Raw genomic sequence first — 6901 nt, 5'->3', positions numbered from 1 at the left:
GCGGACAAACTCGACCAGGTGCTGGCGGAAATCCCCCGCGTGCGCGAGGACCTCGGCTTTATCCCGCTGGTGACCCCAACCTCGCAGATTGTCGGCACCCAGGCGGTGCTCAACGTCCTGACCGGCGAGCGCTACAAAACCATTGCCAAAGAAACGGCGGGCATTCTGAAAGGCGAATACGGCCACACCCCGGTGCCGGTGAACGCCGCGTTACAGGCCCGCGTGCTGGAAGGGGGCGCCCCGGTGACCTGCCGTCCGGCGGATTTACTCAAACCGGAACTGGCTGAACTGGAAGCGGACGTCAGGCGCCAGGCGCAGGAGAAGGGGATTACTCTGGCGGGAAACGCCATCGACGACGTGCTCACCGTGGCGCTGTTCCCGCAAATCGGCCTCAAATTCCTTGAGAACCGCAATAACCCGGCGGCGTTTGAGCCACTGCCGCAGGCGGAAGCCGCGCAGCCGGTGGCAAAAGCAGAGAAGCCTGCCGCCTCCGGTATCTACACCGTGGAAGTGGAAGGCAAAGCCTTTGTGGTGAAGGTCAGCGACGGCGGCGATATCAGCCAGCTCACTGCGGCTGTTCCGGCGGCCTCTTCCGCACCGGTTCAGGCTGCCGCCCCGGCAGGCGCCGGCACCCCGGTCACCGCGCCGCTGGCGGGGAATATCTGGAAGGTGATTGCCACCGAGGGCCAGACGGTGGCCGAAGGCGACGTGCTGCTGATTCTGGAAGCCATGAAGATGGAAACCGAAATCCGCGCCGCGCAGGCCGGGACGGTACGCGGTATCGCGGTGAAGTCCGGGGACGCGGTCTCCGTCGGCGACACCCTGATGACGCTGGCGTAACGGAGAACTGAAATGGAAAGTCTGAACGCCCTGCTTCAGGGCATGGGGCTGATGCACCTTGGCGCAGGCCAGGCCATCATGCTGCTGGTGAGCCTGCTGCTGCTGTGGCTGGCGATTGCGAAGAAGTTCGAGCCGTTACTGCTGCTGCCAATTGGCTTCGGCGGGCTGCTCTCCAACATCCCGGAAGCGGGTATGGCGCTGACCGCGCTGGAAAGCCTGCTGGCGCACCACGACGCCGGGCAACTGGCGGTGATTGCCGCGAAGCTGAACTGCGCGCCGGACGTGCATGCCATTAAAGAGGCGTTAGCGCTGGCGCTGCCCTCCGTCCAGAACCAGATGGAAAATCTGGCGGTGGACATGGGCTACACGCCTGGCGTACTGGCGCTGTTCTACAAAGTGGCGATTGGTTCCGGTGTCGCGCCGCTGGTCATCTTCATGGGCGTCGGCGCGATGACCGACTTCGGCCCGCTGCTGGCCAACCCGCGCACCCTGCTGCTGGGGGCGGCGGCGCAGTTCGGTATCTTCGCCACGGTGCTCGGGGCGCTGACGCTGAACTACTTCGGCCTTATCAGCTTCACCCTGCCGCAGGCGGCGGCCATCGGCATTATCGGCGGCGCGGACGGCCCGACGGCGATTTACCTGTCGGGCAAGCTGGCGCCGGAGCTGCTGGGGGCCATCGCGGTGGCGGCGTACTCGTATATGGCGCTGGTGCCGTTAATCCAGCCGCCGATTATGAAGGCGCTGACCAGCGAGACGGAGCGGAAAATCCGCATGGTGCAGCTGCGCACGGTGAGTAAGCGGGAAAAAATCCTCTTCCCGGTGGTGCTGCTCATGCTGGTGGCCCTGCTGCTGCCGGACGCGGCGCCGCTGCTGGGGATGTTCTGTTTTGGCAACCTGATGCGCGAAAGCGGCGTGGTGGAGCGTCTGAGCGACACGGTACAGAACGGGCTGATTAATATCGTCACCATTTTCCTCGGGCTGTCGGTGGGCGCGAAGCTGGTGGCGGATAAGTTCCTGCAACCGCAGACGCTGGGCATTCTGCTGCTGGGGGTGATTGCGTTTGGTATCGGGACGGCGGCCGGGGTGCTGATGGCGAAGCTGCTGAACCTGTGCAGTAAGAACAAAATCAACCCGCTTATCGGTTCGGCGGGGGTCTCGGCGGTGCCGATGGCGGCCCGCGTATCGAACAAAGTGGGGCTGGAATCAGACCCGCAGAACTTCCTGCTGATGCACGCGATGGGCCCGAACGTGGCGGGGGTGATTGGCTCGGCCATTGCCGCGGGCGTGATGCTGAAATACGTGCTGGCGATGTAATAGTGGATGGGATACGCATGTCGTATCCCATTTTCATCCAAATTTTTTCTGAAAGAAAAGTAAGTATGAACTGGTTCAGGTTCCGGTGATGCCGAATGCAAGAAAATACCGTAATTAAATATTTAAATACCAATATGTTTATACGGGAAATTACACGCTGGTTTGCCAGACACTCGTTTCAAAACCGGATATTTCTACTGATCCTGTTTACATCCACCATCGTGATGCTGGCAATCACCTGGTATCTGACCGATATCACGAAAGAACGCCTGCATTATCAGGTGGGCCAACGTGCGCTTATTCAGGCAATGCAAATATCCGCTATGCCAGAATTAGTTGAAGCCGTAGAAGCGCATGATTTGTCACGCATCAAAGCGTTGATTGACCCAATGCGCTCGTTTTCGGATGCGACTTACATTACCGTTGGCAACGAAAAAGGTCAGCGACTGTATCACGTCAACCCGGATGAGATCGGCAAATATATGGAGGGCGGCGATAGCGACGACGCGCTGTATAACGCTAAAAGCTACGTATCGGTGCGCAAAGGTTCATTAGGCTCTTCCCTACGTGGTAAATCCCCGATTCAGGACAGTACCGGTAAAGTCATCGGTATTGTTTCCGTCGGCTATACTCTGGAACAGTTGGAGAGCTGGCTTAACTTACAAATCAGCTCGTTGCTGTTCCCGATGGCGTTACTGCTGCTGGTACTGTTGTACTGTGCCCGCCGCTTCTCGCTGCATATTAAAAAGCAGATGCTTAACATGGAGCCGCAGCAGCTTTCACAACTATTAATTCAGCAAAGCGTGTTATTTGAGTCGGTATTTGAAGGGTTGATCGCCATTGACTCCCATCACCGTATTACCGCCATTAACCAAACGGCTCGCCGCTTACTGAATCTGAGCCAACCGGAGTCTGAACTCATTGGCTATGCAATCCACCATGTCGTGTTGCCGGAGGCCTTCTTTTACGATGCGCCGCAAAAAAACAAAAAAGATGAGATCGTCACCTTTAACCAAATGAAAGTCATCGCCAGTCGCATGGCGGTCATTATTGACAACCAGCCTCAGGGCTGGGTTATTAGCTTTCGCAACAAAGACGATATCAATACACTCAGCCTGCAGTTAAGTCAGGTGCGGCAATACGCCGATAACCTGCGCGCCGTGCAGCATGAGCATCGCAACCTTATTTCCACCATTGCCGGACTGCTGTTCCTGAAGCGCTACGATAATGCGCTGGCGCTGATTCAGCAGCAGTCGGAAAGCCACCAGAAAGTACTCGATTTTATTTCCCATAATTTCCGCGACCACCACCTTGCGGGGCTATTAATCGGTAAATATTATCGGGCAAAAGAGCTGGGGCTGGAGCTGATTTTCGATCCTTCAAGCTTTGTTGAACACCTGCCGTCATCGCTCTCGCATAATGAATGGATTTCGATTGTTGGCAATTTATTGGACAACGCCTATAACGCCACCCTGCTCAATCGCGAAGGCTCGCGACAGATTGAGTGCCTGATCAACAGCGAAGGTAATGAAGTCATTATTGAAGTTGCCGATCAGGGATGTGGTATTGACGAAAATATCCGCCAGCATATTTTCGAGCGTGGAGTGACCACCCACAACAACGGCGATCACGGAATTGGATTATGGTTGGTGCACAGCTACGTCAAGCAGGCCAATGGTGACATTATCGTCGATAACAATAATCCTTTTGGCACCATTTTTACCCTCTATATCCCTTTTACCAGAGAAGAATAACATGGATAGCATTACGACACTCATCGTTGAAGACGAACCGATGCTAGCGGAAATCCTGGTGGACACCATCAAGATTTTTCCCCAGTTTTCAATCGTCGGCATCGCAGACAAACTGGAAAGTGCGAAGAAGCAAATACGCCTCTATCAACCACAGTTAATTCTATTGGATAATTTTTTACCCGATGGCAAAGGGATCGATTTAATTCGTCATACCATCAGCACCAACTACACAGGGCGAATTATTTTCATTACCGCCGACAATCATATGGATACCATCAGCGATGCCTTACGCATGGGCGTATTCGATTATCTGATTAAGCCGGTACATTATCAGCGCCTGCAGCATACCCTGGAGCGGTTCACCCGTTACCGCAGTTCGTTACGTTCCAGTGAGCAGGCAAACCAGACGCACGTTGATGCCTTATTTAATATCCAGGCCAAAGAACAAACCGCAGAACCGAATAGCGGACTGCGGGGAATTGATGAAAACACCTTCAACCGGGTACGACAAATATTCACCGACCCGCAGGCAATACATACAGCAGACACTCTGGCGCAAATTCTGGGCAGCAGTAAAACCACTGCCCGACGCTATCTGGAACAAGGCGTGAAAAATAACTTTCTCGAAGCGGAGATCAGCTACGGGAAAGTGGGCAGGCCGGAGAGACTCTATCGCGGCAAAGTATGAGATTATGGCGCCAACATGTAATTACGGCGCATAGGCAAACACCTCAGCCACCCACTGACGAAAACCGTCCACATCCAGCGCCAGCGCCACCTGCGCGTTGGCGGGCTGCCCCAGACGCCCTTCAATATCCACCACCGTGGTACCGGCGGTATATTGCCCCTGCGTTTCTACGGCCACAAAACAGGATTGCAGGGTAAAAAGCTCCGGACGCACCAGCCAGGCGATAGCGCAGAGATCGTGCATCCGGACGCCAGTGCGCATACTACCGCTGCGATAATGGTTGAACAGGCTGTGCAACATCTTACCGGTGCGATTCAGCGCAGGCAGTTTATTCAGAAAATCTGGCGAGAGCATTGCCTGATTCGTGACATCAAGCCCACACATCACAATCTCCAGACCGCTGCGGAACACCAGCGCCGCGGCCTCCGGATCGACAGCAATGTTAAATTCAGCATTAGGCGTAAAATTGCCGCGCCCTGCGGAACCGCCCATCAACACCAGACGGCGAATGTTACACGCACACTCCGGATAGTGCATCAGTAGCAACGCAATATTGGTCAATGGCCCAATCGCCACTAATGTCATGGGCTCCGGGGCGTTCATCAGCACATCCCGGATAGCGATAAACGCTGGCTTCGCCAACGGTTGGCGCTGATGGTCGACAAAATCATAGCCTTCCATACCGGATTCGCCGTGGACGTATGCCGCATCGCGTAACGGACGCAGCAGCGGTGTCGCGGCCCCCTGGGCAAGTGGGATATCGCTGTTCCAGAAATGCAGAAGCTGCAACGCATTACGGGTCGTTTTTTCAACGGAAACATTACCTGCGACGGTGGTTATTAGTTGCAGATCAAGCTGGGGGGCGAACAGCGCAGCGGCAATCGCAGCCGCGTCATCAATGCCCGGATCGGTATCAAGAATAATGTGTAGGGATGCTGTCATTAATGCTCTCCTGACCTATTGTTTTATATCTTCATACTCAGCGCGACTGATACAGGCATCAGGCACATCGTCATCCGTCACCAGACGCGGACTTAGCTTATCACCTTCGACAAACGGAACTAATGGGCAAAAACGCCCTGGCGATGCTTTGTTTTCCTGCCACTGAATCTCAAGCGATTCGGGCTCAGCGCCGGGTTTTTCTGCCTGGATCACGGTACGAACATTACCGGTTAGCCAAAAAGATTGACACGTCCCATCAAGGCTAAGAGGCGGCGTCAAATGACCATTTTTACGTACTAGCGGATAAATAATACGCCCATCAGCGTAGGAAGGTGTCATGTAGCAGTTATACATTTTGCCTTTACTTATCACAGGCTGAAAGTAGCTTTCACCGCGCTCGATCAGTTCAATCGTTTTTCCTTTCCAGCGATACACATTGACGCCATGGCTGCAGCAACCGCCGCGCCAATAGCTGACAATCTGTTTATGTTCAGCATCGATCTCTGGTGAAGTGATTTCCTGATAAGACGCTGGCGCATCAACATAACGCTGTTTGGCGGGGTCATAGAGCCATGTTTGTACTGGAGCATCCGGCCCAGCAAGTAACTCTGTTACAATCGATAGATCCGGGTAGCCATCAAAATTGACATCCCCCCATTGAGGCATAAACGGGCTACAAGTGCCCACCGAGGCGGTATCTAAGGTCTGTATGAGTTTACCATCACGGTATAATTTTATCGCCGAAATGGCCGGCGTATTGCCGCAATCAATCTCTTTGGAAGGGTCGTAACCCCCTGCATCATTCGTGTTCGTGACCAGCACAATATCAGGGGAGTTTTTAGGTTTGTAATAGATAAGGGCAACAGGAAAATGTCGTTTTTTATCTGCGGACGTCCATTCGCCTTTAATCTCACTGCTGGAGATTTCCGCATTCCAGTAACCCGAAAGCGCCTTTACGCGTTCTTCAAGATGCACCTCTTTATCCTGGAGTGAGCCGCGTAGAACAATCACTGCCTTGTGCTGATTGCAAGGTTCATAGCAGTAATACCCATTAAGAGAGTTACCAAATCGCGTGATATTAACGTTTACCGGTTTCCCCGCGATAGTCCCGGTATAGTTTCGCTCCCAGGCAGGTAGCTCCAGCACCGTGGCGCTTGTTGCGTCCATCCAAAAGCCGATGGCGAGTAACGTTGGCAATCCATATTTTATTTTGCCCATTTCCCTTATCCCTGTAGGCATTACAACCAAAAAACCAGCAACGATTGTGCTGGTTTTTCAGATGAATAGCAAAAAGGTGGGGCATTAGCAACGGATGACGACTACGCCTTATTTTTCCTGTCGCACATTGAATATCAAAAGAAAT

6 protein-coding genes are annotated in these 6901 nt (G+C 53.8%); 4 read left to right on the top strand and 2 right to left on the bottom strand.

The annotated features are described in order from the left end of the window. The 4 genes from ACLJRS_RS16310 to ACLJRS_RS16295 all read left to right on the top strand — a co-directional run. Window positions 1-840: biotin/lipoyl-containing protein (locus tag ACLJRS_RS16310; RefSeq protein WP_020978976.1), on the top strand; the 840-nt coding region annotated here is incomplete at its 5' end. A gap of 12 nt (window positions 841-852) precedes the next feature. After that, window positions 853-2154, top strand: a complete 1302-nt coding sequence (locus tag ACLJRS_RS16305) for an oxalacetate decarboxylase subunit beta (RefSeq protein WP_000444845.1) — start codon at window positions 853-855, stop codon at window positions 2152-2154. Between the two features lie 134 nt (window positions 2155-2288). After that, entirely contained in the window at window positions 2289-3908 is a 1620-nt protein-coding gene (locus ACLJRS_RS16300) for a sensor histidine kinase (protein WP_001670823.1), read from the top strand. Window position 3909: 1 nt separating this feature from the next. Then, window positions 3910-4596: a response regulator gene (locus tag ACLJRS_RS16295; RefSeq protein ID WP_000377407.1), complete on the top strand. Its 687-nt coding sequence runs from the start codon at window positions 3910-3912 to the stop codon at window positions 4594-4596. Between the two features lie 21 nt (window positions 4597-4617). On the opposite strand, the gene rihC is transcribed toward ACLJRS_RS16295, so the two are convergent. Together rihC and ACLJRS_RS16285 are read right to left on the bottom strand one after the other, a co-directional pair. Beyond that, window positions 4618-5538 (bottom strand): ribonucleoside hydrolase RihC, encoded by a 921-nt coding sequence (gene rihC, locus ACLJRS_RS16290; protein WP_000127283.1) that lies wholly within the window; start codon window positions 5536-5538, stop codon window positions 4618-4620. 15 nt (window positions 5539-5553) lie between these two features. Next, complete coding sequence (locus ACLJRS_RS16285; RefSeq protein WP_000516324.1) at window positions 5554-6756, bottom strand: XAC2610-related protein; 1203 nt, start codon at window positions 6754-6756, stop codon at window positions 5554-5556. Window positions 6757-6901 lie beyond the last annotated feature (145 nt).

The sequence above is a fragment of the Salmonella sp. SAL00670 genome (assembly GCF_046552235.1).
In the GTDB taxonomy this organism is placed as follows: Bacteria; Pseudomonadota; Gammaproteobacteria; order Enterobacterales; family Enterobacteriaceae; genus Salmonella; species Salmonella enterica.
Note: the sequence above shows the minus strand (reverse complement) of the source record. Positions and strands in the feature narration are given on the sequence as shown.

What these genes read in the sequence shown, in the direction of transcription:
- ACLJRS_RS16305 (WP_000444845.1), top strand. Translation starts at nt 853, where the DNA reads ATGGAAAGTCTGAACGCCCTGCTTCAGGGCATGGGGCTGATGCACCTT.
- ACLJRS_RS16300 (WP_001670823.1), top strand. Translation starts at nt 2,289, where the DNA reads ATGTTTATACGGGAAATTACACGCTGGTTTGCCAGACACTCGTTTCAA.
- rihC (WP_000127283.1), bottom strand. Translation starts at nt 5,538, where the DNA reads ATGACAGCATCCCTACACATTATTCTTGATACCGATCCGGGCATTGAT.
- ACLJRS_RS16285 (WP_000516324.1), bottom strand. Translation starts at nt 6,756, where the DNA reads ATGGGCAAAATAAAATATGGATTGCCAACGTTACTCGCCATCGGCTTT.
- ACLJRS_RS16295 (WP_000377407.1), top strand. Translation starts at nt 3,910, where the DNA reads ATGGATAGCATTACGACACTCATCGTTGAAGACGAACCGATGCTAGCG.